The organism is Arthrobacter sp. NPDC056691 (assembly GCF_042791415.1).
GTDB lineage: Bacteria > Actinomycetota > Actinomycetes > Actinomycetales > Micrococcaceae > Arthrobacter.
Genome location: NZ_JBHTXX010000003.1, coordinates 124,710 through 147,777, shown reverse-complemented (window position 1 = coordinate 147,777; position 23,068 = coordinate 124,710). Strand labels below are relative to the sequence as shown.

At 68.9% G+C, this 23,068-nt stretch carries 21 protein-coding genes; 11 read left to right on the top strand and 10 right to left on the bottom strand.

Annotated elements, in window-relative coordinates; translation table 11 throughout:
- Positions 1 to 32 precede the first annotated feature (32 nt).
- From ACFRAU_RS04240 to ACFRAU_RS04210, 7 genes are all read left to right on the top strand, one after another.
- Positions 33 to 836 (top strand): LamB/YcsF family protein, encoded by an 804-nt coding sequence (locus ACFRAU_RS04240; protein WP_377998935.1) that lies wholly within the window; start codon positions 33 to 35, stop codon positions 834 to 836.
- 85 nt (positions 837 to 921) lie between these two features.
- The gene (locus ACFRAU_RS04235) at positions 922 to 1,791 is read left to right on the top strand and encodes a carboxyltransferase domain-containing protein (RefSeq protein ID WP_377998934.1); all 870 of its coding nucleotides are present in this window, start codon (positions 922 to 924) and stop codon (positions 1,789 to 1,791) included.
- Positions 1,778 to 2,806, top strand: a complete 1,029-nt coding sequence (locus tag ACFRAU_RS04230) for a biotin-dependent carboxyltransferase family protein (protein WP_377998933.1) — start codon at positions 1,778 to 1,780, stop codon at positions 2,804 to 2,806. Before ACFRAU_RS04235 ends, ACFRAU_RS04230 begins: the two co-directional genes overlap by 14 nt.
- A gap of 92 nt (positions 2,807 to 2,898) precedes the next feature.
- Positions 2,899 to 3,696: an SDR family oxidoreductase gene (locus ACFRAU_RS04225; RefSeq protein WP_377997834.1), complete on the top strand. Its 798-nt coding sequence runs from the start codon at positions 2,899 to 2,901 to the stop codon at positions 3,694 to 3,696.
- 119 nt (positions 3,697 to 3,815) lie between these two features.
- On the top strand, positions 3,816 to 4,988 hold the full coding sequence (locus tag ACFRAU_RS04220) for a pyridoxal phosphate-dependent aminotransferase (protein ID WP_377998932.1): 1,173 nt from the start codon (positions 3,816 to 3,818) through the stop codon (positions 4,986 to 4,988).
- Positions 4,989 to 4,993: 5 nt separating this feature from the next.
- Positions 4,994 to 5,602 carry a TetR/AcrR family transcriptional regulator gene (locus ACFRAU_RS04215; RefSeq protein ID WP_377998931.1) on the top strand — a complete coding sequence of 203 codons (609 nt, stop codon included), beginning with the start codon at positions 4,994 to 4,996 and terminating at the stop codon, positions 5,600 to 5,602.
- 24 nt (positions 5,603 to 5,626) lie between these two features.
- Positions 5,627 to 6,226 (top strand): TetR/AcrR family transcriptional regulator, encoded by a 600-nt coding sequence (locus tag ACFRAU_RS04210; RefSeq protein WP_377997837.1) that lies wholly within the window; start codon positions 5,627 to 5,629, stop codon positions 6,224 to 6,226.
- On the opposite strand, the gene ACFRAU_RS04205 is transcribed toward ACFRAU_RS04210, so the two are convergent.
- From ACFRAU_RS04205 to ACFRAU_RS04170, 8 genes are all read right to left on the bottom strand, one after another.
- Positions 6,223 to 6,747, bottom strand: a complete 525-nt coding sequence (locus tag ACFRAU_RS04205; RefSeq protein ID WP_377998930.1) for a hypothetical protein — start codon at positions 6,745 to 6,747, stop codon at positions 6,223 to 6,225. The genes ACFRAU_RS04210 and ACFRAU_RS04205 overlap by 4 nt on opposite strands.
- Positions 6,731 to 6,946, bottom strand: a complete 216-nt coding sequence (locus ACFRAU_RS04200) for a hypothetical protein (RefSeq protein ID WP_377998929.1) — start codon at positions 6,944 to 6,946, stop codon at positions 6,731 to 6,733. The genes ACFRAU_RS04205 and ACFRAU_RS04200 overlap by 17 nt, the downstream gene beginning before the upstream one ends.
- The gene (locus ACFRAU_RS04195; RefSeq protein WP_377998928.1) at positions 6,946 to 8,001 is read right to left on the bottom strand and encodes an L-idonate 5-dehydrogenase; all 1,056 of its coding nucleotides are present in this window, start codon (positions 7,999 to 8,001) and stop codon (positions 6,946 to 6,948) included. Before ACFRAU_RS04195 ends, ACFRAU_RS04200 begins: the two co-directional genes overlap by 1 nt.
- Before the next feature lie 16 nt (positions 8,002 to 8,017).
- Entirely contained in the window at positions 8,018 to 8,794 is a 777-nt protein-coding gene (locus ACFRAU_RS04190; protein WP_377998927.1) for an SDR family oxidoreductase, read from the bottom strand.
- Positions 8,795 to 9,027: 233 nt separating this feature from the next.
- The gene (locus ACFRAU_RS04185; RefSeq protein WP_377998926.1) at positions 9,028 to 10,479 is read right to left on the bottom strand and encodes an MFS transporter; all 1,452 of its coding nucleotides are present in this window, start codon (positions 10,477 to 10,479) and stop codon (positions 9,028 to 9,030) included.
- Between the two features lie 62 nt (positions 10,480 to 10,541).
- Positions 10,542 to 12,032, bottom strand: a complete 1,491-nt coding sequence (locus tag ACFRAU_RS04180; protein WP_377998925.1) for an NAD-dependent succinate-semialdehyde dehydrogenase — start codon at positions 12,030 to 12,032, stop codon at positions 10,542 to 10,544.
- A 65-nt stretch (positions 12,033 to 12,097) separates the two neighbouring features.
- Entirely contained in the window at positions 12,098 to 15,235 is a 3,138-nt protein-coding gene (locus ACFRAU_RS04175; protein WP_377999079.1) for an FAD-binding and (Fe-S)-binding domain-containing protein, read from the bottom strand.
- A 95-nt stretch (positions 15,236 to 15,330) separates the two neighbouring features.
- Positions 15,331 to 16,608: an aspartate aminotransferase family protein gene (locus ACFRAU_RS04170; RefSeq protein WP_377998924.1), complete on the bottom strand. Its 1,278-nt coding sequence runs from the start codon at positions 16,606 to 16,608 to the stop codon at positions 15,331 to 15,333.
- Positions 16,609 to 16,674: 66 nt separating this feature from the next.
- Here ACFRAU_RS04170 and ACFRAU_RS04165 point away from each other — a divergent pair, with 66 nt between their 5' ends.
- The 4 genes from ACFRAU_RS04165 to ACFRAU_RS04150 all read left to right on the top strand — a co-directional run bounded on the left by ACFRAU_RS04165 (position 16,675) and on the right by ACFRAU_RS04150 (position 21,538).
- Complete coding sequence (locus tag ACFRAU_RS04165) at positions 16,675 to 17,664, top strand: D-2-hydroxyacid dehydrogenase (protein ID WP_377998923.1); 990 nt, start codon at positions 16,675 to 16,677, stop codon at positions 17,662 to 17,664.
- Positions 17,665 to 17,854: 190 nt separating this feature from the next.
- Complete coding sequence (locus ACFRAU_RS04160; RefSeq protein ID WP_377998922.1) at positions 17,855 to 19,036, top strand: M24 family metallopeptidase; 1,182 nt, start codon at positions 17,855 to 17,857, stop codon at positions 19,034 to 19,036.
- A gap of 4 nt (positions 19,037 to 19,040) precedes the next feature.
- Positions 19,041 to 20,294, top strand: a complete 1,254-nt coding sequence (locus tag ACFRAU_RS04155) for a PLP-dependent aminotransferase family protein (protein WP_377998921.1) — start codon at positions 19,041 to 19,043, stop codon at positions 20,292 to 20,294.
- On the top strand, positions 20,291 to 21,538 hold the full coding sequence (locus ACFRAU_RS04150; RefSeq protein ID WP_377998920.1) for a M20 family metallopeptidase: 1,248 nt from the start codon (positions 20,291 to 20,293) through the stop codon (positions 21,536 to 21,538). Before ACFRAU_RS04155 ends, ACFRAU_RS04150 begins: the two co-directional genes overlap by 4 nt.
- 101 nt (positions 21,539 to 21,639) lie before the next feature.
- Here ACFRAU_RS04150 and ACFRAU_RS04145 read toward each other — a convergent pair whose 3' ends face one another.
- Both ACFRAU_RS04145 and ACFRAU_RS04140 read right to left on the bottom strand, forming a co-directional pair.
- Positions 21,640 to 22,329, bottom strand: a complete 690-nt coding sequence (locus tag ACFRAU_RS04145; RefSeq protein WP_377998919.1) for a GntR family transcriptional regulator — start codon at positions 22,327 to 22,329, stop codon at positions 21,640 to 21,642.
- Positions 22,330 to 22,550: 221 nt separating this feature from the next.
- Complete coding sequence (locus tag ACFRAU_RS04140; RefSeq protein WP_377998918.1) at positions 22,551 to 23,063, bottom strand: DUF3830 family protein; 513 nt, start codon at positions 23,061 to 23,063, stop codon at positions 22,551 to 22,553.
- Positions 23,064 to 23,068: the final 5 nt, after the last annotated feature.

The window sequence follows — 23,068 nt, the reverse complement described above, 5'->3', positions numbered from 1 at the left end:
AGCACCACAACCTGAACCACCGGGAGCAAACCTTGAGCATCAATTCAGTGGCCGTCGTCGCAGACCTCGGCGAAAGCTACGGCAACTACACCATCGGCGACGACGACGCCCTCCTGGGCCTGGTCACCGCCTCCAACATCGCGTGCGGCTTCCACGCCGGCGACCCGCGCGTCATGGACGCCACGGTGAAGTCCTGCGTGGAGCGCGGCATCGAACTCGGCGCCCACCCCGGCTACCCGGACCTGGTGGGCTTCGGCCGGCGCCTGATCGAGGCCAGCGAAGTGGAAATCCGCACCGACGTGCTCTACCAGATCGGCGCCCTCGACGCCTTCGCCCGCATCCACGGCGGCAAGATCAGCCACGTGGCCCCGCACGGCCGGATGGGCAGCATCGCCCAGACCGACGCCAAGCACGCCCGCGCCATCACCGACGCCATCAAGGCCTACGACCCCTCCTTCATCGTGATCTGCCAGAACGGGCTGCTCGCCGACGAGTCCCGCAAGCGCGGCCTCGAGGTGGGCTACGTGTTCCTGGCCGACCGCGGCTATGGCGAGGACGGCATGCCCGTCTCCCGCAACACCGAGGGCGCCCTCCTGCACGACCCCGAAGAAATCGGCCGCCGCGTGGTCCGGGTGGTCACCGAAGGCACCGTCCGCGCGGTCACCGGCAAGGTGGTTCCGCTCGGTCACGACGCCGACGTGGTCCTCCTCCACGGCGACCACCCGCAGGTCCTGGAAAACGGCACAGCGCTCCGTGCGGCCCTGGAGGCCGCCGGCGTCAAGGCCACCGGGCTGCAGGACGTCCTGGCCGAGAAAGCCCGCCGGGCCGCGGCGTAGTTTTTAGCCGACACCGCCAGCACCTGCCCCTGCACCTGCACCTGCACCTGCACCTGACACGTCACCTGACACGAACCAAGGAATCATGGACACCCAGCCAGAGCCCGAGCAGCCGACGCAACGATTATTCGACATCGAGGCGACACCCTTTGGCGACTCGGCCCTGATGCTGAAGGCGGCGGCCGGCACGGCGGAGGAACGCCAGGCCGGAAGCCGCCGGCTCCGCGAACTGGTGTTCGAGCTGCAGCCGCACGGGCTGCTGGACGTGGTGGCCGGCGTGGATTCGGTGCTGGTGGAGTTCGACTGCCTGGCCGTCAGCCACGGCCAGCTCGCCCAGACCATCCGGCTGGCTGCGGCAGGCGGCGGCGCTACTGTTGGCGGCCTGGCCGCTGCGGGCAGCGGACTTGCCCCTGTGGGCGGCGGGCTGGCCGCTGCGGGCAGCGGGCCTGCCACTGCGGGCAGCGGGACGCGGACCGGCACCGGACGCTCCCCCGAACTCTTCGAGATCCCGGTGGTGGTCAGCGAGGCCTTCTCCCCCGACCTCCCCGGCGTCGCCGACGAGCTCGGCATCAGCCAGGAGGCCGTGCTGGAAATCCTGGAGAGCACGGAACTGTCCATCAACCTGCTCGCTTCCGCGATGGCGCCGATGATGGGCAGCCTGCCTTTCCCCGGCCAGGTCAGCCGCTGCCGGGAGCCGCGCACCAACGTGGACCCCGGATCGGTCATGGTGGCCGGCACCAGCGCCATCATCCAGCCTTTCCCCGGCCCGAGTGGCTGGAAAGTCATCGGCCGCACGCCGCTCACCGTCTGCGACATCCGCGAGGACCCGGCCACGTCCTACACCCCCGGCGACCGCGTGCGTTTCCGGGTGATTCCGGAGAGTGAATGGGACGCCCTCGAGGGCCGTTTCCTCCGCCCAACAATTTCCGGAGGGCTCACCGATGGCAACCGCTGATCTGACCGTTGGCCTGAAGATCCGCGAGGCCGGCTGGCTTTCCACGTTCCAGGACCTTGGACGGGAACATTCTGAATACATGGGCGTGCCCTGCGGCGGCGCGGCCGACCAGCATTCAGCCGCCGTGGCCAACATCCTGGTGGGGAACCTCCGCACCGCCACGTGCGTCGAGATCATGGGTGGCCGGTTCAGCTTCACTCCCGATGCTCCCGTGCTGGTCGCCGTCACCGGTGCCCCGGCGGACGTGACGGTCAACGGGGAGGCCGCCGCGATGTGGGAGCCGGTCTGCGTCCCCGCCGGCGCACGCGTGGTCATCGCCAACGCGCGGGGCGGCATGCGCAACTACCTTGCCTTCAGCGGGGCTCTGGCCACCGGACTGTTCATGGGCAGCGCCGCACCGGAAGCGCGCATGGGCTTCCCGCAGCAGATCGGCGCCGGGCAGGATCTTCAGCTCGCCACCAGCTATGCGGGCTTCGAGCACCCCTACCTGTCCCAGCCCCTCTTCCGGCTTCCCGTGCCCATCCCGGCTTTCAGCCCGGGCACGTGGCGCGTCGACATCGTGGAGGGTCCGGAAACCGGTGCCGCGCCCGGCATCAAGGAACTGCTGGCCTCCCGCGAATACACCGTCACCGCCAAATCAAACCACGTTGGCCTGCGGCTGGACGGGCCGGTGGTCCACCCGGAGGGACTCGGCGAAATCGTGTCCCACGGCGTACCGATCGGCGCGTTCGAGATCCCGCACGGCGACGAACTGATCATCCTGGGACGCTACCGGACGCTCACGGCGGGCTATCCGATCGTCGCCTTCGCCACGCGGGCGTCCCTGCCGATGCTGGGGCAGGCCCGCCCCGGCCAGAGGATGACCTTCCGCTGGGTCAGCAACGACGAAGCTGTCGAGGGCTACCGCGAACAGCAGCGCCTGCTCACGGTCCTCGAGGGCCGGGTCCGCAGCCTGTTCGCCGCCGTCCGGCTGCCCCACGCATCAGTGCCGGCCGCCACCCCTGCCGCGGCCTGAGCCCGACAAAAGACCGCTTGACCCGGCCAACCAAAAGATGAGAAACTTTTCTCATATGAAGCACAAATCTCACTGCAATTAGGAGCGGTAAAGTGGCACTTCTCGAAGGCAAGGTGGCCGTAGTCACCGGCGCAGGCAGCGGCATGGGGCGTTCCACCGCCGCACTACTGGCCGCCGAGGGCGCGAGCGTGGTGCTGGTGGGCCGTCGCAGTGAGGTGCTGGACGACGTCGCTTCCGCCATCACGGCCGACGGCGGCCACGCCGTCGTCAAGGCCGCGGACATCTCATCGAAAGCGGAGGTCGACGCCCTGATCGAGGACGTCCGCACCTCGCTTGGCCCGGTGGACATCCTGGTCAACAACGCCGGCAGCGCCAGCAAGGTCCTCAACGTCCGCTGGATCAGCCAGGAGGAATGGAACGAGGTCCTGGACGTCAACCTCAACGCCGTCTACCTCCTCACCCAGGCCGTCCTGCCGGACATGCTCTCCCGCAACACCGGCACCATCATCACGGTCTCCTCACTGGCCGCCGTGAACCCAAATCTGCTGGGCGGCGCCGCGTACGGCGCGGCCAAGGCAGCCGTCCGGAACTTCATGACGTACCTGCACAACACCTTCCGCAACGAGGGGCTGCGCGCCATCACCATCCTTCCCGGTGAAACCGCCACCCCCATCCTGGACAACAGGGCACGCCCGCCGCACGCCGAGGAACGCGACGCCATGGTCCAGCCCGAGGACGTGGCCCGGGCCATCCACCTCGTGGCCACGCTGCCGCAGCGCACCGTGGTCCAGGAACTGGTCATCGCCCCGACCGTGCAGCGCGACACCTCCGGGGACATCGAAATCAGCCGCTGGACCGGCGCTCCCGCAGGGGAAGTTCCCCAGCGATGAAACGCCGCCGTCCTTTCGTCACCGCAGGCGTCACCGCTTCTTCGAACACCACGGGCGCCGCCGCCACCAGGGCCAACGTCGCCCCAGCAAGCCATCCATCAACTTCAGGCAGGACCACCATGACCATCGAACCAGCCACCACCCTCGCCAACGCCTTCCAGCCCTCGGAGGCAGTGCTGCGCGTCCAGCGCACATCCCTGCGCGTCCAGCAGCCGCAGTCCAAGGGGGACCTCGTGTCCCTTGCCATGGGCGAGCCGGACTTCGACACCCCTGCCCAGGTGCGCGCCGCGGCAGCACAGGCCCTGGAAGAGGGCCACACCCACTACTCGCCGCTGCTCGGCGAGCAGGTGCTTCGCGAGGAGCTGGCCGCCCGTATCGGCCGGCTCCTCGACGGAGTGGCCAGCCCGGGCGACGTGCTCATCACCCAGGGCGGAACCGCCGGCCTCTCCGCCGCGATCCTCGGCATCGTCAACCCCGGCGACAAGGTGGTCATCCCGGACCCCACCTACTCCCTGTACGCGGACCTGGTGAGCATGGCCGGCGGTACCGTCGTACCGGTGCCGCTCGCCGAGGACCTGCACTGGGACCTGGAGGCACTGGCCACGGCACTCGAGGGCGCCAAGCTGTTCGTCTTCTGCAACCCCTCCAACCCCACGGGCATCGTCCACTCCCGCCGGGAACTTGAAGCCCTGGCGGACATGGTGGCCGGCACCGAGACCCTGGTGCTGTCCGACGAGGCCTACAGCGACCTCGTCTACACCCCCGAGCCCTTCGTCTCCGCCCTGGAAATCGAAGGCCTCCGCGGCCGGACCATCTACTGCCAGACCTTCTCCAAGAGCTACGCCATGACCGGCTGGCGGGTGGGATACCTGTGGGGCCCGTCCGGGGTCATCGCCTCCGCGGCCCGCGTCCACAACACATTCAACGGGTCCATGAACACTGCCGTCCAGCTGGCCGCGCTGACCGCCCTGAAAACCTGCGGCCCGGACATCGAGCGCATGCACGCTTCCTACTCACAGCGCCGCGAACTGATGGCCAGCGGCCTCCGCAAGATTCCCGGACTCACCGTCAGTTCCCCGGAAGGTGCCTTTTACCTCTTCCCCAAGTACGACGTCGACCTTCCGGCGGCGCAGATGGTGGCGCACCTGCGCGACTTCGGTGTCGCTGTCCGTCCGGGCAGCGAATTCGGCCGGAACGGCGAATTCCACCTCCGGCTCTCGTACGCCGCCAGCGCCGAAGCCATCACCGCCGGCGTCGAACGCCTGGCCGCCGGCCTGGCAGCCCTCCGGTAGCCCGGATGCTGGTCTCCGATCCGGCCACGGGGCTGCGCCCCGACACGCTGCGAAGCCGGACGCTCCTGGTCAACGCCGCCGGCGCGCTCTTCGGAGCGGGCACGGCGGCGTCCATGGCTGAGGTGGCCGCCCATGCCGGTATTTCCACCGCCACCGCCTACCGCCACTTCGCCTCTGTGGATGAGGTGCTGGCCGCGTACCGCTTCGAGGTGGGACGCGAGCTGCTGACCTTCAGCGCCTTGCAGGAGGCGCACGGCTACGAACTGCTTGAGCTGGTCTGCCGGAAATGGGTGCAGCTGGTGGTGCAGCACGGCGGCTCGATGGTCCACACGCGGTCCGCCCAAGGCTACCTCGCCCGCATGCGGGACAGCGCCTACTACCTCACCGTGCAGGCCGACGCGCTGACGCGGCCGCTGGAGGAGGTCACCCGCGCCCTCGGAGCGGAGGGCCAGGGCGACGAGGCGATGTTCCTGTGGAACGTTTTCTTCGATCCGCGCGAAATCTTCGATCTCATCGAGAGCCTCGGCCTGACGCCGGACCAGGCCTCGGAACGGCTGGTCCGAACGTTCACCGCAGCCCTCAAAGGGTGGGCCGCCGCGAAGGCCCTAAGCTAGGTGAGTACCGAGAGGGGACCCAACATGCGTAGCGACACCCAGCGCAACCGACGACAACTCATCAAGGCCGCGGGCCAGCTGTTCGCTGCCCGGCGGGGTCCCATCAGCATGACCGACATCGCCAAGCATGCCGAGATTTCCACCGCCACCGCCTACCGCCATTTCCCGTCCGTCGAGGACATCCTGGCGGAATACCGCTTCGGCGTGGGCGAAAAGCTGCGTGAGTTCAGCCTCAAGCAGGACGCCACGGGGCTGGAACTGCTGGTGTCCGTCAGCCGCAAGTGGGTGGAGCTGGTCACGCGCCACGGCGGAGCGATGCTCTACACCCGTTCCGGTGAGGGCTACCTGGCCCGCCTGCGCCAGGGCGCCTTTTATTTGACCGTCCAGGCCGAGGCGCTCGAACGGCCGCTCCGCGAAACCTGCGACGAGCTCGGCCTCGAGCCGCTCGGCGACGAAGCGATGTTCCTCTGGAACATCCTGTTCGACCCCCGTGAAATCCTCGACCTCATCAACACCGTCGGTCTGACCAAGGACCAGGCGACCGAGCGCCTCGTGTCCGCGCTCAAGGGCGCCATGACGGGGTGGAGCGAGGACCGCACCGCATCCGGTAAGGCCGCCAGCTAGGATCCCAGCCGGAAGTTTTCCGAACTGAAGTTTTCGCTTCGGAGTCCCGTTCCGCGTGTGAGTTCACGCAGCCGGTCGGCCGTAACGGCCGTCAGCGCAGCGATCCTGAAGACGTCCATTGTCCCGCTGCGCAGGACGTCCACGACGTCGGCCCGCAACTGCCGTTCGGCGCTTTCCTTCGCCTCGATCACCGTCTGCAGCTGCTCCGCCAGGGCGGCAAGCCCGGCAACATGCTGCTCGCGTGAGAGCTCAGGAACGTAAGACTCGGAAAAGGCCTTGGCTGTTTTCTTCACCTCGGTGATCTTCAGGCCGGTTGCGGCGGACACGGCCGCAGCGGGCACTCCGCCGGCCACCGCTGCCGCCACAGCCTCGTTCCGCCTGCTCAGCAGCGCCCGGATCCGGCTTTGACGGTGCGCCCGGGCGGCTTTTTCCTGGGAGAGCCTGCGCTCCACCTCCGGTGTCGCGTTGATGCGCGGCGGAGCGGCGCGGCGCCGCGGCCGGGCATCAGGAATGTACGTCACGGCGCTGCAGGCCCTCGATCAGTTTCCATTCCGCCGCCCGGTTCCGGAAGGCGGGCATCACGCTTCCCTCGAGGACCCGGCAGACGGTGTCCTGCGCGCCGACGGGCGCCCATTCGCCGCTGACGGGGCAGTGGCTGCCGGTCGTGGCGGTGACGGCGCGGGCGCGCGTGCCAGTGGCTTGCCTTGGTGTGCGCAGCATCAGTTTGCTCCTGTGGCTGTCTCGGGGCTGAAGGAAATGAGGACTTTGCCGGAGCGGCGTGCGTCCTTGGCGGTGGTGAAGGCGTCGATGGCCTGGCTGAAGGGATACTCGTGTGTGATCACGGGATCCACGAACAGGCTCCCGTCAGCGAGCGCGGCGAGGACCTCGTCCATTTCACCGTTGAAGCGGAAGGAGCCGAGGAGATCCAGTTCGCGGGTGATGGCGAGCGAGATGGCCACCGGCTGCGCCCCGCTCGGGAGCAGGCCCACCATCACCACCTTGCCGCCGCGCATCGTTCCACGGATAGCGGACTCCAGGCCCCGGTGGTTCCCTGAGGACTCCACGGTGACGTCGGCCTCCACGGCGGCGATAGCATCGGCGTCGGACGCCAGAATGGTGCCCGTGGCACCCACCAGCCGTGCGCGCTGCAGCGGCTCATCATGCACGTCGACGGCGACAACTTCCGACGCGCCCGCACGCTTGAGGACGGCGATCGCAAGGCAGCCAATGGGTCCGCTGCCGATCACCAGGGCCCGCTTGCCCCGGACGTCCCCGGCGCGGGCGACGGCATGCCAGGCGACGCTGGCCGGTTCGGCCAGGGCGGCCGCCCGCAGCGTCAGCCCTTCGGGCAGGGGCCGGAGCATTCTGGTGGGCAGTGCGGCGTACTGGCTAAATGCGCCCTGCGTGTGCGGATACCGGGCGGCGCTGCCGAGATAGGTGCATCCAGGCGACAGGTTGGGGCGGTCCCCCGGGTAGCGGGCGCCGTTGCCGCCGGGCGTGGCCGGGTGGACCGCCACGCGGGTGCCTTCTGCCGGTCCGGAACCGTCTGCCGCAGCCTGCGTTACCGTGCCCACCACTTCATGTCCGAGGACGAGCGGTTCGCGAAGGATCGATTCGCCGGCGGCACCGTGCAGCCAGTAGTGCAGGTCGGACCCGCAAATGCCGCCGTAGGCGATTTCGACGACGGCCTCGTCGTTCCGCGGCTCCGCGGGCTTCACCGGGTCGAGGCGCAGGTCCTCCACGCCGTGTACCACCAGTGCGGCGCCCGCCGTCATGCTGTGATCGTTCACGTCAGACCACCGCCGTCATTCCGCCATCAATGAAGATGGTCTGGCCGTTGACATACGCTGAGGCGTCCGAGGCGAGCCACTGCACGGGACCCATGAGATCCTGCACGGTCCCCCACCGGGCGGCGGGGGTCCGCTTGCAGATCCAGGTGTTGAATTCGGGGTCGTCCACCAGGGCCTGGGTCATTTCGGTATGGATGTAGCCCGGCGCGACGGCGTTGATCTGGAGTCCGGCCGCGGCCCATTCGGCCGTCATGGCGCGGGTCAGGTTCCGCAGGCCACCCTTGGCCGCGGTGTAGGCGCCGATGGTGGGACGTGCGAGGTCGGACTGCACGGAGCCGATGTTGACGATCTTTCCCCGGCCCCGCGGCAGCATCCTCCGCGCGACTTCCCGGCCAACCAGGAAGGCGCTCGTCAGGTCGGTGGAGATCACCCGGTTCCAGTCCTCGACGGCGAGGTCCAGCAGCGGGACGCGGTGCTGGATCCCGGCATTGTTGACCAGGATGTCCAGCTCGCCCAGCTTCTCCTCGATGTGCGCGATGCCCCGCGCCACGGAATCCTCGTCGGTGACGTCGAAGGCTATGGCCTCGACCCGCTCCTCACCAAAGCGCTCGGCGAACACCTTGCGGGTCAGTTCCAGGCGGTGCGGGTCGAGCCCGTGCAGCACCACGCTCGCGCCGGCGGAGGCCAAGCCGTCCGCCAGGGCGTGTCCGATTCCCCGCGAGGAGCCGGTGACCAGGGCACGACGCCCCGTTAGATCAAAGGGTGTGGGGGTGTTCATCAGCGCTTCCTTCATCCCTGCCTGGTGAGGCGCCGCGCTTCTCTGCAGCGGCGGAAATTGGTTCCTTCCCAGCCTATGCGCCACGCCGCCTTAAAACAAGAATAATTTCTCATATGAGTACAGAATCTTATTTTTGTGAAACCCAACTAGGTAGCAGCAGATGGCGTTCTCAGCGCTGGGAACGCCATCTGCTGCTACCCAGTTGGGCCCTCACCCGACAACGACGGCGAGACCTAGACGCGCGCCCTCCGCGCCTCCGCGTCCCGGCGGTTCAGCTCCACGTGGCTGCGCTTTGGCAGGCCCGCGGAACCGGGGACGCCCGGAAGCTCCTCGCCACGGAGCGTCGCCTGCGCGGTTTCCCGCATGCACAGCACGCTCACCAGGCCGATCACCCCGGCGAGGGCCATGTACCAGCCCGGCACCAGCTGGTTACCGGTGCTCTCGATCAGCTGGTTGGCGACCGTCTGCGACGGACCGGCAAAGAACGCCGTGGAGAAGTTGTAGGCGATCGCGAAGCCCGTGTACCGCACCGCGGTGGGGAACAGCGCCGGGAGGGTCGAGGACACCGAGGCCACCAGGACCACCAGCAGGAGCCCCAGCACTGCCAGGCCGAGGAACTGCAGGACCAGGTTGGGCATGCCCAGCAGCATCACGGCCGGCACAGAAAACACCGCGTAGCCGGCGGCGGCCACCAGCAGCAGCGGCTTGCGGCCCACACGGTCGGACAGTGCACCCACCGGCGGAATGGCCACCAGCATCAGCGCCATGATGGCCACCAGCATCCAGTTGCCCTGCGCCGGGCTGTGGCCCAGCTGGCCGCTGAGGTACGTGGGCATGTAGCCCAGGATCAGGTAGAACGCCACGTTCAGCAGCACCACAAAGCCGGCCAGGACCAGCAGCTGCCGCCAGTTGTTCTTCAGCACGTGCCGCAGTGGCGACTTGGTGGTCTCCTGGTGCTGCGAGGCCTCGGAGAACACCGGCGCCTCCACCAGCCGGGTCCGGATCCACAGTGCAGTGAGGCCCAGCGGAATGGTCAGCAGGAAGGGCAGCCGCCACCAGCCCGCCGCCATCCCGGCCTCGCCCACCACGGCAATCAGCGACGTGCACACAATCGCAGCCAGCATGAACCCGACCGTGGTGCCGAACTCCAGGAACGAGCCGAGGAAGCCGCGGCGCCGGTCCGGCGCGGACTCCGCCATGTACACCGCCGCGCCGCCGTATTCGCCGCCGGCGGAGAAGCCCTGGAGCAGACGGCAGACCAGCAGCAGCACCGGGGCAAGCAGACCGACCGTGTCCAGCGTGGGCAGCAGGCCGATCGCACCGGTGGCCAGCGTCATCAGCGTCACCGTGAGCACCATGACTTTCTGCCGGCCCACCCGGTCACCCAGCGGCCCGAGGATCAGGCCGCCCAGCGGCCGCACCAGGAAGGACAGTGCCAGGGTGGCGAGGGTCAGTGTGACTCCCAGGCCGCCGTCGCCCTCCTTTGATCCGAAGAAGTTGGTGGCCATGTAAATGGTCAGGTATCCGTACACGCCGTAGTCGAACCACTCGACGGCGTTGCCCAGGGCGGACCCCAGGATGGATCGGTGGAGCGTGCGCTTACCCTCCGCGGTGCAGGGCTCGGCGCCCGGCGCGGTGAGGGGTTCCGGGTGCACGTCATGCACGGGCTGGGGACTGGTCATCATTGGTTCGTCCTTCAGGAAAGAGGTTGTCATTGCGTGGCCGCCTGGGTGTTCAGCCGCCGGGATCAGCCGCGCGGTACGGCCATGTACTTGGTCTCGAGGAATTCCTCGATGCCCAGCCGCCCGCCTTCGCGGCCCAGGCCGGAGGCCTTGACGCCGCCGAACGGTGCCGCCGGGTTGGACACGATGCCGGTGTTCAGGCCCACCATGCCCACCTCGAGGGCGTCGCCCATGCGGAAGCCGCGGTCCACGTCCCGGGTGAACAGGTAGCCCACCAGCCCCCACGGGGTGTCGTTGGCCAGCCGCGTGACTTCCTCTTCGGTGTCGAACGGAATCACGGGGGCCACCGGGCCGAAGATCTCCTGGCTCATCAGGTCCGACTCCGGGTTGACCCCGGACAGCACGGTGGGCGTGTAGAAGTAGCCCGGACGGTCCGGGCGGGAGCCGCCGCACACCACCGTGGCGCCCTTGGACACGGCGTCGTCCACGAGCTCCTGCACCTTGGTGAGCGCCTTCTCCTCCACGAGAGGCCCGACGTCGGTCCCGGACTCCGCGCCGTCGCCCACCGAAAGGGCGCCCAGGCGGGCGGCCAGCCGGCGCGCGAATTCGTCGGCAATGGGGCGCTGGACAAACAGCCGGTTGGCTGCCGTGCAGGCCTCGCCCATGTTCCGCATCTTCGCGGCCACGGCGCCTTCCACGGCGCGGTCCAAGTCCGCGTCCTCGAACACGATGAACGGCGCGTTGCCGCCCAGTTCCATCGAGGAGCGCATCACGTGCTGCGACGCCTGCTGCAGCAGCCGGACGCCCACCTCGGTGGACCCGGTGAAACTGACCTTGCGGGCAATGCCGCTGGCCATCCAGGGCGACACCACGTCCGACGCCTTGGTGGTGCAGACGACGTTGAGCACGCCCTTGGGCAGGCCGGCCTCCACCAAGATGTCCACCAGTGCCAGCGAGGACAGCGGGGTGAGGTTGGCCGGTTTGAACACCATGGTGCATCCGGCGGCGATGGCCGGGCCGATCTTGCGGGTGCCCATGGCCAACGGGAAGTTCCACGGCGTGACCAGCACGCACGGGCCTACCGGCTCCTTGGACACCAGGATGCGGTTCTTGCCGTCCCCGGTGGTGGTGAGGTCGCCGCCGATGCGCACGGCCTCCTCGGAGAACCAGCGGAAGAACTCGGCCGCGTAGGCCACCTCACCCTTGGCCTCGGCGAACGGCTTGCCCATTTCGGTGGTCATGATGAGCGCGAGTTCGTCCTGGCGGGCCATGATCAGGTCGTAGGCGCGGCGCAGGATTTCGCTCCGCTCCCGCGGTGACGTCCCGGCCCACTCCTTCTGCACGCGGCCGGCGGATTCGATGGCGCGCCGGGCGTCCTCCGGTCCGCCGTCGGCCACCGTGGCGATGACCTCCTCGGTGGCGGGATTGACGACGTCGAACCGGTTGCCGGAGGCTGCGTCCGCCCACTCGCCGTCGATGAACAGGCCGGTGCTGACCTTGGCGATCGCGTCGAGCGCCTTCTGCGAGGTGCGGTAGGTGGAGGTCTGGGTGGTCATGGTCGGAATCCTTTTCGGTTGGTATTCGGAAGTTCGCGGGGCGCCGCGGGGCGGCCGGGGTTGGTCTAAGTGCCGGGATCGTTGGACCGGGGATTGCCGGAGCCGGGATCGAGCAGCTGGGCCAGGTGGCGTCCGGCGCGCCCGGTGTCGAGCTGTTTGACCTGCATGGCGCAGGAGAAGCCGTCGGTGAGCACCACCGAGTCGCTGTCCGTGTTGCGCAGCGCCGGTGCGAGCGCCTGCTCGGCCACCTGCATGCTCACCTCGTAATGCTCCTTCTCGAAGCCGAAGTTGCCTGCCACGCCGCAGCACCCGGAGGCGTCCGTGACGTCCCTAATTCCGACGGCGGCCAGCGCGGCCTTCTGGGTTCCGGCGCCGAAGACGGAGTACTCGTGGCAGTGCGTCTGCAGCACCACCTGTTCCGGCAGCGGTTCCGCCGGGGCGGGGGTCCAGCCTCCGCGCGCCAACTGGTCCACGTGCGCGGCGAAGCTGCGCACCCGGGCCGCCACACGCTTGGCCTGGTCCGTGTGGACCAGCTCGGGCAGGTCCTTGCGGAGCGCGGCCGCGCAGCTGGGTTCCACCACCACGATGGGCCTATCGGTGCCGTCGTCCAGCACCTCGGCAGCGTTGCCCAGCAGCTTCTTGGCGGTGTCCAGCTGGCCGGTGGAGATCCAGGTCAGCCCGCAGCAGGCATCGGCCGAGCATTCGGTCCGCTCCCCCGCGCCGGTCAGCACGCGTGCCGCGGCGCCCGCCACCTCGGGGCGGAAGCCCCTGGTGAACGTGTCCACGAACAGGACGACGCCCTCGTCGGTCTTGACGGCTCCGGCGGCACCGGAGGCACCGGATCCGGGGGCACCCGGACCGGTCCCGCCGTCGTGCTTCCTGACGCTGCGCCCCTTGCGTCCGTTCTGACCAGGCATCACCACGCCCGCCGCAGCAACCTCCCTGCGCCACTCATTGCCGCCGGCGAACCGGGGCAGCGAGCGCTCGGTGGTGAGGCCGCCCAGCAGGGCCGCCACCTTGCCGAGCGGGGTGGCCAGGACGGCGTTGACCAGCGGCGAAACGCGGCCAGTGATCTTGAGCCAGCGCGGCAGCCACCCCAGCGAGAAGTGCGACAGCGGACGTATACGGCCCCTGTAGTAGTGGTCGAAGAATTCGGATTTGTAGCTGGCCATGTCCACGCCCGTGGGGCAGTCGCTGGAGCAGGCCTTGCAGGAGAGGCAGAGGTCCAGGGCCTCGCGGACCTCCTCGGACTTCCAGCCCTCCTCCACGGTGCGGGCGCCGCGGACCATGTCCTGCAGCACGCGGGAACGGCCGCGGGTGGAGTCCTTCTCGTCGCCGGTGGCTCGGTAGCTGGGGCACATCACACCGCCGGCGTCGGTTCGGCACCGGCCCACGCCGATGCAGCCCTGGACGGCATGGATCCAGGGGTCGATGCCGCTTCCGGCGGCGTGCTCCGGGTTGTCCGTCTCGGTTGTGGATCCGCCGTCGGGCGATCCGCCGCCGCCGTGCAGCGGCCGGAGGTCGAAGCTGGTGCGCCACTCGCGCTGCGGTACGCCGTCCAGCGCCAGGTTCTCGTCCAGCGGGTCCGGGTCCGTGAGCGAGCCCGGGTTCAGGATGCCGGCCGGGTCCCACAGGCGGCGGTAGGCGGCGAACGCCTCCAGCATGGGCGGCGAGTACATGAGCGGCAGCAGCTGGGACCGGGCCCGGCCGTCGCCGTGCTCACCGGAGAGAGAGCCGCCATGCCGGACCACCAGCCTGGCCGCCTCGCCGGAGAACGTCCGGAAGACCTCCCGGCCGTCCTCGGTGCGCAGGTCGTAGGTGATGCGGATGTGCATGCAGCCGGCACCGAAGTGCCCGTACATGACGCCCTGCAGGCCGAAGCGGTCCAGCAGCTCGCGGAAATCGGACAGGTAGTCGGCCAGGTTTTCGGGTGCGACGGCGGAGTCCTCCCACCCGGGCCAGGACTCGCCGCCGGTGGACAGCCGGGACGAGAGCCCGGCGCCGTCCTCGCGGACGCGCCACAGCGAGGCCCGCTCGGCGGCATCCGGGACCGGGCGGCCGGCCATGAGGCGCCCGTTCTCCTGAAGACGGGCCACCAGGCGGTTAGCCTCGGCTTCGACTTCGGCGGGGTTGTCGCCGTCGAGGTCCACGTACAGCCAAGCCTTGCCTTCAGGCAGGCCGAGCACCGCGCCCGCGCCGCGACGGAAGCGCATGGTGTCCACGATGGCCTGGTCGATGCCCTCCACGGCGGCCGGCGAGAACTCCAGGATGGTGTTGATGTCCCGCGCCGCGTCCACCACGTCCGCGTAGCCCAGGCACACCAGCAGCGCGCTGGCCGGCTTGGGCACCAGCTTCATCCGGGCACCCGTGACGATCACGCAGGTGCCCTCCGAGCCCACCAGGGCCCGGGCCACGTTGTACCCCTTCTCCGGCAGCAGGTTGGCCAGGTGGTAACCCGAAACCTGCCGCTGGATCCGGCCCAGCTCCGTGCGGAAACCGGCCAGGTTGCTGTGGGCCAGCTCCTTCAGCGAGTCGGTCAGCGCCGCCGCGCGCGCCGCCGCGGCCGTGTCCTCCGGGCGCGTGGCGCGCAGCCCGGTGGCAGTGGCGGTGAGCCGGGCGCCGTCGGACGTGACGACGTCGAGCTCCACCACGTGGTCCGAGGTGCGGCCGTAGCGGACGGAGTGGTTGCCGCACGCGTCGTTGCCCAGCGAACCTCCCACTGTGGCGCGGTTCTTGGACGACGGGTCCGGGGCGAACGTGAACCGGTTGCCGGTGGCCTGTTCCACCTCGCGGGACAGGACGGCGAGCACCACGCCCGGGTCCACGGCCACGGTGCCGGCCGCCTCGTCGATCCCGTGGATCCGGTTCATATGCCGGGAGAAGTCCAGCACCACGCCGGGCCCGATCGCGTTGCCCGCCATGGACGTGCCGCCGCCGCGGCTGACCAGCGGTGTCCTGGTTTCCCGGCACGCCGCCAGCACTGCCACCACGTCCTCCGTTGACCGGGGGAACACCACGGCCAGCGGAGGCACCCGGTAGTTGGACGCGTCGTAGGAGTACTCGGCCAGCCGCCGCGGCGAAGCATCGGCGCTGATCCCGGCTGCGGACAGCCGCTCCAGCACCGCCTGCTGCTGCGGGTTTGGCACGGTGGAAGGCACGACGGCGGCGGCGTCCGTTGCGGGGGTAGCGTCAGGTTGCTTCATGTCGGTCAGCGTAGTCCCGGCCGGTGCTGCGGCGGTCGGCGGGGCGGCCGGGGCCGGCGGGGTGAGAGGCAGCGAAGCGTCAGTCATTGAGAGGCTCAGGCTCCGGCGGTTGCGGGGACGGCTCCGACGACGGCGCCGACCGCTGCCTCGAAGCGCTCCAGGCCGGTGGCGATCTCCTCGGCCGTAACCACCAGGGCCGGGATCAGGCGGACCACGTTGCCGGCCGGGCCGCAGGTCAGGGTCAGCAGGCCCTGCTCCGTGGTGGCCTGCTGGATCGCGGCGGCCGTGGTGGCGTCCGACTTGCCGTCCTCGCCGGTGAATTCGATACCCTGCATGAGGCCGCGGCCGCGGACGTCCCCGATCACCGGGAAGCGCTCCTGGATCTCCTTCAGGCCCGCTTGCAGCTGCTCGCCGCGGACGCGGGAGTTCTCCACGAGGCCCTCCTCCTGGACCACCTCGAGGGTGGCCACGCCGGCGGCAGCGGACACGGCGTTGCCGCCGTAGGTGCCGCCCTGGGATCCTGGCCAGGCCTTGGACATGGTTTCGGTGGAGGCGGCGATCGCGGAAATCGGGAAGCCGGAGGCGATGCCCTTGGCGGTGACGATGATGTCCGGGGTTGCGGCGGAGTACTGGTGGCCCCAGAACTTGCCGGTGCGGCCCACGCCGGCCTGGACCTCGTCGAAGATCAGCTGGATGCCGTACTTGTCCGCGCGTTCGCGCAGGCCCTCCATGAAAGCCGGCGGGGTGGGCAGGTAGCCGCCGTCGCCCAGCGCGGGTTCGATCAGGAACGCGGCAGTGTCGTTGGGGGCGGTGCGGGTCTGCAGCAGGTAGTCAAGCTCCTGCAGCGCGAACTCCACGGCAAGGGCCTCGTCCCAGCCGTAGCGGTAGGCGTACGGGAAGGCGGACATGTGGACGCCGGACATCAGCGGGGAGAAGCCGGCGGAGAACTTGGTGCCGGCCGTCGTCAGTGACGCGGCGGCCACGGTGCGGCCGTGGAAGCCGCCCTGGAAGACGACGATGTTGGGGCGGCCGGTGGCCATGCGGGCCAGGCGGATCGCGGCTTCAACGGCCTCGGATCCGGAGTTGGCGTAGAAGACTGAGTCCAGGCCGGCAGGAAGGACTTCGCCGAGCTTTTCGGTCAGTTCCAGCAGTGGCTTGTGCATCACGGTGGTGTACTGCGCGTGGATGATCTTGCCCACCTGCTCGCGGGCGGCCGCCACCACCGTCGGGTGGCAGTGGCCGGTGCTGGTCACGCCGATGCCGGTGGTGAAGTCGAGGTAGTCCTTGCCGTCCGTCCCGTGGATCCAGCTGCCAAGGGCGTGTTCCACGACGACGGGGGTTGCTTGCTTGAGTGCGGGGCTGAGGGAAGTCATGCCAACCATGATGCGGGCCACATCTGTCTATTGTCAACAATCCTGCAATGGGGGTACGGTTGTGGTGTGAGTAACACTGAAAACAGCCAGCCGCCGCGTGTGGTGATCCTCGCCACCGAAGGCCAGCCCCGGCCCTACAACCTCGCCGAAATCGAAGCCCTGGCCGACGTCACCGTCACCGACGCCGCCGGGCTCCCCCATGCAGCCCGCGGCGCAGACATCCTGTTCCTCTGGGATTTCTTCTCTTCGGCCCTGCGGGAGGCCTGGCCGCACGCCGACTCGCTTAAGTGGGCGCATGTGGCGGCCGCGGGGGTGGACGCCATGATGTTCGATGAGCTGCGCGACTCCGGCGTGCTGGTCACCAACGCGCACGGCACGTTCGACCGCCCCATCGCCGAGTTTGTCCTGGCCTCCATCCTGGCCCACGACAAGCAGCTGCACCTGAGCAAGAAACTGCAGCAGCAGTCCGTGTGGCAGCACCGCGAGCTCACCCGCACCGAAGGTTCGAGCGCCCTGGTGGTGGGTACCGGCGGCATTGGCCGCGCCACCGCCCGGCTCCTGCGGGCCGTGGGGATGGAGGTCCGCGGCGTGGGCCGCACCGCCCGGCAGGACGATGAGGACTTCGGCACCGTCTATCAGAGCGCGGACCTGGCCGAGCATGCGGGCCGGGCAGACCACGTGGTGCTGATCGCCCCGCTCACGGAGCAGACCCGGCACATGCTGGACGCCGGCGTCCTTGCCGCCATGAAGCCCTCCGCCCACCTCATCAACGTTGGGCGCGGCGCCCTGGTGGACGAACAGGCCCTGATTCAGGCCCTGCGCAACGGGCAGATCGCCGCCGCCTCCCTGGACGTGTTCAGCGAGGAACCCGTTCCGGCATCGCATCCCTTCTGGGGCATGGAGAACGTCCACATGTCCGCGCACATGTGCGGCGACGTCATCGGCTGGCGCGATGCGCTCGCCCGGCAGTTCCAGGACAACCTGGAGCGCTGGATCTCCGGCGGCCAGCTGAACAACGTGGTGAACAAGGAACGCGGCTACGTCAGCGTCAGCTGACACGGCCATGACCCCGGCGGCGACAGTCGCCGTCGCCGGGCTGGCCACCGTCGTCCCGCCCGGACCCAATCCAACCGCAACCCATCAGCCAGCCCGGCGCAGATCCGCCGCATGCAGTAGTTTTGTGTGAGGCGCACCACATGGGCTATAAATTGCAAACAATCTACTATCCCCAATCGGAGGTGTCTTTTTGCTGTTCAGCCAAGAGGAGTACGACGCCCGGCTCGCCGGTGTCCGCATGCGCATGGCCAAGCAGGGTCTTTCCGCCCTGCTCGTGACCGACCCGGCCAATATCTACTACCTGACCGGGTACAACGCGTGGTCCTTCTACACACCGCAGCTGGTGTTCGTGCCGGCCGACGGCCCCATGCTGCTGTTCACCCGCGCCATGGACGCCGGCGGAGCCTTCCGCACCACCTGGCTGCCGGAGGACTGCATTGTGGGATACCCCGAGCAGTACGTCCACCGTCCGCACGTGCACCCCTTCGACTGGGTGGCCTTCGCCCTCCGCGAGCGCTACCTCATCGCCCCGGCCGCCAAGGGTTGCGTGGGCCTGGAAATGGATTCGCACTTCTTCTCCCCCAAGGCCTACCGCTCCCTGGTCAACGCCATCCCGGAATGGACCCTGGTGGACAGCTTCGAGCTGGTCAACTGGGTCCGGTCCATTAAGTCCCCCGCCGAAATCCAGCTGATGCGCGGCGCCGCGCAGGTGTGCATGGCTGCCATGCAGGCCGCAGTGGACACGATCGACGTCGGTGTGCGCCAGTGCGATGCGGCAGCGGCGATCAGCCAGGCGCAGATCCAGGGTGCCGACGGCATCGGCGGCGACTACCCGGCTATTGTGCCGATGCTCCCCACCGGAGAGGCCGCGGACACCCCGCACCTGACCTGGAGCGAGGACCGCTTCGAAGCCGGGCAGTCAGTGGTGATCGAACTGGCCGGCGCGTACAAGCGGTACCACACTCCCCTGGCCCGCACGCTGACGCTGGGCCAGAAGCCGGACCGCCTCGCCAAGCTTGCGGACGCCGTCGCTGACGGCATCAACGCCGTGCTGACCGAGGTCCAGCCGGGTGTTCCCGTCCGGGAGCTGGCCCGGGCCTGGAACTGGACGCTGGCCAAGTACGGCCTGGAAAAGCCGTCCCGCATCGGCTACTCGATTGGCGTCGGCTATCCGCCCGACTGGGGCGAGCGCACCATCTCCATCCGCTCCGAGGAAGAATCCGTCCTCGCGGAAAACATGACCTTCCACGTGATCGGCGGCATGTGGATGGACAGCTACGGCTACGAACTTTCCGAGTCCATCCGCGTCACCGCCGACGGCGTCGAAACCTTTACCAGCTTCCCCCGCGAACTGCTCCAGAAAGGCAGCTAAGCCTATGACTGTTGACCACTTTGCCACCCGCTCCCGCGCAACCCTGCCCCTCGCAGACCGCGCCGCCGGCCTCGTCGGTTCCGTAATCGACTCCAGCACGTCCCTGCTGGCGGCGCAGACCCACGACATTGTCCGCTTCGCCATGGGCTCCCCTGCGGACGAGGCCGTGCCGCTCGAGGAGTTCCGCGACATCGCCGCCAAGGTCATGGACCACAGCTCCCTGACCTATGGCGCCACCGAGGGCGAGCCCGTGCTGCTCAAGGCCCTGGTGGACTACCTCGCCGGAACCTCGGACCCCACCAGCGAGGACCGCGTCACCATCACCGCCGGCGGCATGCAGGGCCTGGACCTTGCCTGCAAGATCTTCATCAACCCCGGCGACCTGGTGGTCGTGGAAAGCCCCACCTACACCAACGGCAGCGCCACGGCTCTGAGCTACGGCGCCGAGCTGCTCGAGGCGCCCACCGACGAGCACGGACTCATCGTGGAGGCCCTGCCCGAACTGGTCGCCGCCGCGGGCCGGCTGCCCAAGGCCATCTACACCATCCCCAACTTCCAGAACCCCGCCGGCGTCACTCTCTCGCTGCCCCGCCGCCACCAGCTGCTGGAGCTGGCGCACGAGTGGAACTCGGTGATCATCGACGACGACCCCTACGGGCTGCTCCGCTTCGAGGGCGAGGACCTGCCGTCCCTGCAGGCCCTCAGCCCGGGCGATCCGCTGCTGTTCTCGGTCCGCACGTTCTCCAAGATCCTCGCCCCGGGCCTGCGCGTGGGCTGGGTGGACACGGACCCGGCGCTGCGCCAGCTGGTGATCAACGCCAAGCAGGCGATGGACACGTGCGCCAACGTGCCCGCCCAGCACCTCGTAGCCGAGTTCATCCGCCGTGGCGGCCTGGACAGCCACCTCGCAGGACTGCGCACCGAATACAAGCGCCGCAAGGACGCCATGCAGGAGAACCTGCGCCGCCACCTTGGGGACAGGATCACCACCACCGATCCCGAAGGCGGCTTCTTCCTCTGGCTCACCCTGCAGGGCGAGGACGCACGGATCTCCACCCGGAAACTCTTCGAGACGGCCCTCGCCGAGGGCGTGGCCTTCATCCCCGGCCCTGCGCTGTCCGCCAGCGGAAAGTTCGACGACGCCCTGCGGCTCTGCTTCGCGTCCACCACTCCCGAACGGGCCGAGGAAGGCATCATCCGCCTCCGCCGGGCGATGGACCGCGAGCTGGCCGCGCTGAAGGTTGGGGGTCCGGCTTGAGCCGCCCGGTTGAAGAGCAGGTCCTGGGCCTGATCAGCGAGGACGAACTCGTCTCGCTGACCACTGCCCTCGTGGCCGCCGGCGGCGAGAACCCCGGCGGCACCGAGGAGGCAACGGTCGAGGTCCTGAAGGCCTTCTGCATCGGGGCGGGGCTTGAGGTTTCCACGGACACTGTCGCCCCGGGGCGGCCGAACTTCACGGCCGTCCTCCCGGCCGTCCTCCCTGGTGTCCTCCCGGGCAGAGTCCAGCCGGGCGGAGTCCAGCAAGGCGGGATTCAGCCGGGGATCCTGTTCCTGGGGCACTCGGATGTTGTTCCCGCCGGCACCGGCTGGGAGCGGCCCCCGTTTGAGCCCTATGTCCGGGACGGCCGGCTCTTTGGCCGCGGTTCCACTGACATGAAGGGCGGCCTCGCCGCCGTCCTCATCGCCCTGAAGGCGCTGCGGGATGCCGGCGTGCAGCTGCCGTTCAACGCGGCGCTGGCGTGCACAGTGGACGAGGAGGACCTGGGCACCGGCATCAGAGCCTATACCGCCGCAGCCCTGGCCGATCCGTCCTTCTCCTACTCCGCGTGTGTGGTGGCCGAGCCAACGGACCTCGAGACCGTGATCGGCTGCCGCGGGGACAGTTACATCGAGCTCAAAGTCACCGGCAAGTCAGCCCATTCGGGCCGGCCTGCCGACGGCCGCAACGCCATTGACGCCGCGGCGAGGATCCTGTCCCTGGTCCGCGACGACCACGCCCGGCTCCAGTCAGACCAGGACCCGCTGCTCGGCGCCGGCACCTGGAACATCGGCCTCATCCGCGGCGGCACGGGCACGTCCATGGTGGCTGCCGAATGCACCGTTTCGCTGGACCGGAGGCTCATGCCCGACGACAACGCACAGCAGATCCTGGACAAGCTCCTGGCGCAGATCAGCGAGGCCGGCATCGACTCCGGCGGCATCTCCGTGGAGGCATCCGTGACCATGGAAATGCCGGGGTTCCGCACGCCGGCGTCCCATCCGCTCGTGGCCAATGCCGTGGCAGCGTTGGCCGACGCCGGCGTGAGCAGCGCCATCACCGGCTGGACCGCGGCCTGCGACGGCGGCTTCGTGGCCCGCGACCTCGGGGTGCCGGCGATCGTCATGGGCCCCGGTGGGCTGAACGACCAGGCCCACCAGGTCAACGAGTCGGTCAGCATCGCCGAGATCGTCGCGGCGGCCCGGGCCTACGCCCTCATGTGCCTGCGGCACGGCACCGGCTAACGGCGTCCCACTACACCAGGGCCCCGGACAAACGGGAAAGGCTGGCTGCATCTGCAGCCAGCCTTTCCCGTTGTTCTTGCGTTAGTGCAGTGGCATCGGACCTAGGCCGACGCCGCCTGGGTTTCCTGCTGGGTTGTCTCGCCCCCGCCGGTCAGGCGTTCCAGGGCGTCCTCCATGTGGCTGATCAGCAGCTTTCCCACCCGCTCGACGTCGCCCTCCCCCAACGCCTCGGCGATGGCGTGGTGTTCGGCAACGCGCGTATGCGGGTCAGGGTACTTCTTCTCCAACGCTGTCAGGCACATCCGGGTCTCGGTCAGGAGCGTGTTGTGCATCCGCTTGAGCCTGGTGCTCTCGGCAGCCGCCACAAGGGTGGCGTGGTACTCCATGTCCGCCTCGGACATCGCATCGAGGTCGCCCTTGTCCGCGGCCTTCTTCATGGCCTTGACCACCTGCAGCAGCTTCGCCGCAACATCCTTGCCGTCCTGCTGCAGGATGAGTTCGGACGCGGCACGCTCGACGGCGGTGCGGGCCACGTACATGTCGCGGACTTCCTCGTTGGTCATGGTGATGACGAAGAGCCCGCGGTTGCGGATGCTGATGAGCAGGCCCTCCTGGGTGAGGCGCTGCATGGCCTCGCGGAGCGGTCCGCGGCTCACGCCGAGCTCCTTGGCCAGTTCGGCCTCGCCAAGCTGGGCGCCGGGCGGAATCTGGCCGCGTCCGATCGCAGTGCGCAACTTGCCGGCAATGATTGATGGCGTGGATTCGCGCACCACGGGCTCAAACCTCTGCATCGGGGACCACATTTCCGCTCAGGGGTCAGCCTGCGGGCCCTCGGGCACGCAACCTGACCCGTCATTCATGTCCGGCCCGAGGGCCGGGGTAAAACTGTCTACAATCCTACAGGATTGGCCGGAGCGCCGTCCAAGAACATTTCGAAGAGTCCGGCATTCGGACCCGGAAGGGTGCCGGGCCCCCTCAACGGCGGCCCGACCCTCCGCACCAGGCCCCGGCGTCAGCCCTCCGTGTCCACGGCCCGCGAGTAGGTCAGGGTCTCGTCCCGGGCGCCGCCCATCCAGATGTCCTGGCAGGCGGCTGCCATCTCGTCGAGCCCCTCAACAATGGTGGCGAAGACGTTGCCGGGCACCCATCCGGTGTCGCCGTTCAGGAGCAGGTTGTTCCGGCCGTAGAACACGGCCAGGTCCACGATGGTCTGGACGGCGTCCGTTTCGGAGTCCTGCTCGTAGCCGTGGGACGGGGTCTTGAGATCGTTCGAGGTGAAAGTGAAGTAGCAGACGTCGCCGGGGATCGGCGTCACGGTGGTGTTTTCCGCGCCGGGCTCGGCCAGGGCGAACGCGGGCACGAGGTTGTAGATCTCGTTGCGGGCGTACTTGCCATGGAAGACCTGGCTGCTGAGGGGCAGGGCATCCCAGACGGCCTTCGCCGTGCGGGGTGCCACGTCGTCGTGAAGGAGCGCCTTGCAGGTCACGCCGCGCTTTTCGAGGGTGATGTTGATGTACCGGGCCATGCTGT

Excerpts from the sequence above, each read along its gene's own strand:
- ACFRAU_RS04235 (WP_377998934.1), top strand. The coding sequence starts at position 922 with ATGGACACCCAGCCAGAGCCCGAGCAGCCGACGCAACGATTATTCGAC.
- ACFRAU_RS04230 (WP_377998933.1), top strand. The coding sequence starts at position 1,778 with ATGGCAACCGCTGATCTGACCGTTGGCCTGAAGATCCGCGAGGCCGGC.
- ACFRAU_RS04220 (WP_377998932.1), top strand. The coding sequence starts at position 3,816 with ATGACCATCGAACCAGCCACCACCCTCGCCAACGCCTTCCAGCCCTCG.
- ACFRAU_RS04215 (WP_377998931.1), top strand. The coding sequence starts at position 4,994 with ATGCTGGTCTCCGATCCGGCCACGGGGCTGCGCCCCGACACGCTGCGA.
- ACFRAU_RS04210 (WP_377997837.1), top strand. The coding sequence starts at position 5,627 with ATGCGTAGCGACACCCAGCGCAACCGACGACAACTCATCAAGGCCGCG.
- ACFRAU_RS04200 (WP_377998929.1), bottom strand. The coding sequence starts at position 6,946 with ATGCTGCGCACACCAAGGCAAGCCACTGGCACGCGCGCCCGCGCCGTC.
- ACFRAU_RS04195 (WP_377998928.1), bottom strand. The coding sequence starts at position 8,001 with ATGACGGCGGGCGCCGCACTGGTGGTACACGGCGTGGAGGACCTGCGC.
- ACFRAU_RS04190 (WP_377998927.1), bottom strand. The coding sequence starts at position 8,794 with ATGAACACCCCCACACCCTTTGATCTAACGGGGCGTCGTGCCCTGGTC.
- ACFRAU_RS04185 (WP_377998926.1), bottom strand. The coding sequence starts at position 10,479 with ATGATGACCAGTCCCCAGCCCGTGCATGACGTGCACCCGGAACCCCTC.
- ACFRAU_RS04180 (WP_377998925.1), bottom strand. The coding sequence starts at position 12,032 with ATGACCACCCAGACCTCCACCTACCGCACCTCGCAGAAGGCGCTCGAC.
- ACFRAU_RS04175 (WP_377999079.1), bottom strand. The coding sequence starts at position 15,235 with ATGAAGCAACCTGACGCTACCCCCGCAACGGACGCCGCCGCCGTCGTG.
- ACFRAU_RS04170 (WP_377998924.1), bottom strand. The coding sequence starts at position 16,608 with ATGACTTCCCTCAGCCCCGCACTCAAGCAAGCAACCCCCGTCGTCGTG.
- ACFRAU_RS04155 (WP_377998921.1), top strand. The coding sequence starts at position 19,041 with ATGACTGTTGACCACTTTGCCACCCGCTCCCGCGCAACCCTGCCCCTC.
- ACFRAU_RS04145 (WP_377998919.1), bottom strand. The coding sequence starts at position 22,329 with ATGCAGAGGTTTGAGCCCGTGGTGCGCGAATCCACGCCATCAATCATT.
- ACFRAU_RS04140 (WP_377998918.1), bottom strand. The coding sequence starts at position 23,063 with ATGGCCCGGTACATCAACATCACCCTCGAAAAGCGCGGCGTGACCTGC.